Source organism: Micromonospora echinofusca, from assembly GCF_017614955.1.
GTDB classification, from domain to species: Bacteria; Actinomycetota; Actinomycetes; order Mycobacteriales; family Micromonosporaceae; genus Micromonospora; species Micromonospora echinofusca_A.
Genome location: NZ_WVUH01000556.1, coordinates 1 through 2821 on the forward strand (window position 1 = coordinate 1; position 2821 = coordinate 2821).

A 2821-nucleotide genomic window follows, 5' to 3' on the forward strand; every position below is an offset into this window, starting at 1 on the left:
CCCCCACCACCGTCACCCGCCGTGGCTGGCCCGGCTCGTCCGCCCCGGCCACCGGCACCCGCTGCCAGACCCGACCGTCCGGCGACGTCCAGACCACCGGCGACACGGCGGTACGCCCCGGCACCAGCAGCCCACCGACCGCCAACCAGCCCGAAGAGGTCGCCACCACGTCGTACGCCGTCGTCCGGCCCCGGGTGTCACCGGCCAACTCCGGCGCACCCTCGATCAACTCGAACCGCGCCCCGTCCGTCGACACCCAGGCGGCGGCACCGTCCCGCCGGGCACCCACGATCAGCCACCCGGCCGCACCACCGGCCACCCGGGCCACGTTCACCGCGTTCGGGCCGCCGTACAACTCGAACGGGGCGGCCACCTCCACCAGCCGCCCACCGGTCAGATACCAGTTGCTGGTCCGCGGGTTGCCGTGCGCCCCACCGTTCTTCGCACCCAGCACCGTCAGGCGGTCCCCCCGGCAGCCGGCCGCGTAGAACACGTTCTGCTCGCCGTAGTAGGTCACCGGAGCCACCGGGACCGGGCTCCAGGTGACCCCGTCCGGGCTGGTCCAGGCCGCCGGTCGGGTCTGGTCACCGCCGGCATCCGCACCGCCGACCACGTACCACCGGCCGGCACAGGTCACCACGTCCCGCACCAGCAACCGACCGGCCGGACCGGGCGGTGCCGGCAGCACCGCCGCCTGCCAGGCCACCTGGACCGGTCGCGGCGCCGGCGGACCGGCGGGCTCCGACCGGCACGCCGCGCTCCCCAGCAGTACGACGACGACGCCGATGACCGCCAGCACAGGCCGTGGGAGCATAGACCCGATCCTATAGATCAGGACGCACCGGAAGCCATTCCGACATGCGGGCCACCGCGCTCAGGATCGTCGACGGCAGTCCAGTCCGACGCCGTCCCGGCACCCGGTGGCGGAGTGGCGGACGCTCAGGACGCCGGCTGCTGCGCCGCCTCGCCGCCCGAGGTCTCGGCCAGGATCCGGTCGGCGACCTCCTTCATGGTCATCCGGTGGTCCATCGCGGTGCGCTGGATCCACTTGAATGCCTGCGGCTCGGTCATGCCGTACGTGGTCATCAACGCGCCCTTGGCCCGCTCCACCGTCTTACGGATCTCCAGCCGGTCGGTCAGCCCCGCGACCTCCGCCTCCAGCGCACTCAGCTCGGAGTAGCGGGACAGCGCGATCTCGATCGCCGGCACCAGGTCGCTCTTCTGGAACGGCTTAACCAGGTAGGCCATCGCCCCGGCCGCCCGGGCCCGCTCCACCAGGTCCCGCTGGCTGAACGCGGTAAGGATGATCACCGGTGCGATCCGGGCCCCGGCGATCCGCTCGGCGGCAGCCAGGCCGTCCATGATCGGCATCTTGATGTCGAGGATGACCAGATCCGGCTTCAGCTCCTCGGCCAGCCGGACCGCGGTCTCGCCGTCGCCGGCCTCGCCGACCACCTCGTAGCCCTCTTCGGTGAGCATCTCGGCCAGGTCCAGCCGGATCAGCGCCTCGTCCTCGGCGATCAGTACCCGCCTACGCGCGGCATCCGTCTGCGTCTCGGCCACGAGCCCTACCCCCACCGTTGATCCCTGGACTGCTACCACCCATGTTCCCGCAGAAGCGTAGTCCGGTACAGTTGGGCCCACCGGCCGGGATGGTGGAACGGCATACACGGATGTCTCAAAAGCATCTGCCCGAGAGGGCTTGCGGGTTCGAATCCCGCTCCCGGCACCATTGTCATACGTGTGTTCGATGCTTACGGCATGCATTCCGCAGAGCTTCGGGCCCGCGCACGCCAGCAGTATCTCTCCGGAAGCACGGTCGCTGAGGTCGCCCGCCAGCACGGGCTGCCCTACCCCACCGTGTGGCACTGGTGCCGCGACCGGCCACGGCCTGCGGTCAGAGGCACCGCACTGCGCTGTTTCCGGTGCCGCCCCGGCCTGGACGGCCCCGAGAATCCGGCTGCCTACGCCTACCTGCTCGGGCTCTACCTCGGTGACGGACACCTGACCACCTCCGCCCGGGTGCCGGTGCTGCGGATCGCGTGCAGCGACGCCTGGCCCGGGCTGATCGAGCTGTGCGCAGCCGCGATGCGGGCCACGCTGGCCACCTCCGTGCAGCGCGTCCAGCAGCCGGGCTGTGTGAGCGTGCAGAGCTACGGGACGCACTGGCCCTGCCTGCTACCGCAGCACGGGCCGGGCAAGAAGCACGAGCGGCCGATCGTGCTCGCCGGCTGGCAGCGGGAGATCGTCGCCGCGCAGCCGGGGCACCTCCTGCGCGGGCTCTTCCACTCCGACGGCGCGCGCTTCGCCAACCCGGTACGCCGTGACCAGCGGATCTACGTCTACCCGCGGTACATGTTCACCAACCGCTCGGCCGACATCATGCGGCTCTGCCAGTGGGCGCTGGACCTGCTCGGAATCTCCTGGCGGATGAACCGACCGGACTCGCTGTCGGTGGCACGGCGGGGCGCGGTGGCGGCGCTGGACCGCCACGTCGGTCCGAAATCCTGACCGACGGGTGCGCCGGCCGGTCCGGTTTCCCGGCCCGACCGGCGTACCCCTCCGACGTGACGGCCTGCCGCGCGAGCGCGGCCGTCGGCAGCGTCAGGCGTCAGCCGGTGACGGTGGCGAGCGCCTGGGCCAGGTCGTCGCAGAGATCCTCGGGGTCCTCCAGACCGACGGAGAGCCGGAGCAGGGCTGCGGCGGGTTTCGCGTCGCCGGCCACCGGGCGGTGGGTGAGCGAGGCGGGGTGCTGGATGAGGGTGTCGACTCCGCCGAGGCTGACGGCGTGGGTGATGAGCCGACAGGCTCCGGCGACGGC

General features: G+C 72.0%; 3 protein-coding genes, 1 tRNA gene and 1 pseudogene. 2 read left to right on the forward strand and 3 right to left on the reverse strand.

What is annotated here, in order from left to right; all coding sequences use genetic code 11:
• Together GSF22_RS32585 and GSF22_RS32590 are read right to left on the reverse strand one after the other, a co-directional pair.
• Nucleotides 1–814: pseudogene (locus GSF22_RS32585) on the reverse strand (hypothetical protein); the annotation flags it as partial.
• Nucleotides 815–939: 125 nt separating this feature from the next.
• Nucleotides 940–1563: an ANTAR domain-containing response regulator gene (locus tag GSF22_RS32590; protein WP_208817755.1), complete on the reverse strand. Its 624-nt coding sequence runs from the start codon at nucleotides 1561–1563 to the stop codon at nucleotides 940–942.
• Between the two features lie 83 nt (nucleotides 1564–1646).
• Between GSF22_RS32590 and GSF22_RS32595 the strand changes: the two genes are divergently transcribed.
• Both GSF22_RS32595 and GSF22_RS32600 read left to right on the forward strand, forming a co-directional pair.
• Nucleotides 1647–1732: transfer RNA gene (locus GSF22_RS32595), tRNA-Leu, on the forward strand.
• Between the two features lie 29 nt (nucleotides 1733–1761).
• A complete protein-coding gene (locus GSF22_RS32600; RefSeq protein WP_208817753.1) occupies nucleotides 1762–2511 on the forward strand; it encodes a transcriptional regulator in 750 nt (249 codons plus the stop codon).
• A 100-nt stretch (nucleotides 2512–2611) separates the two neighbouring features.
• Here GSF22_RS32600 and GSF22_RS32605 read toward each other — a convergent pair.
• On the reverse strand, nucleotides 2612–2821 hold a 210-nt coding region (locus GSF22_RS32605), incomplete at its 5' end, for a PLP-dependent transferase (protein ID WP_208817754.1).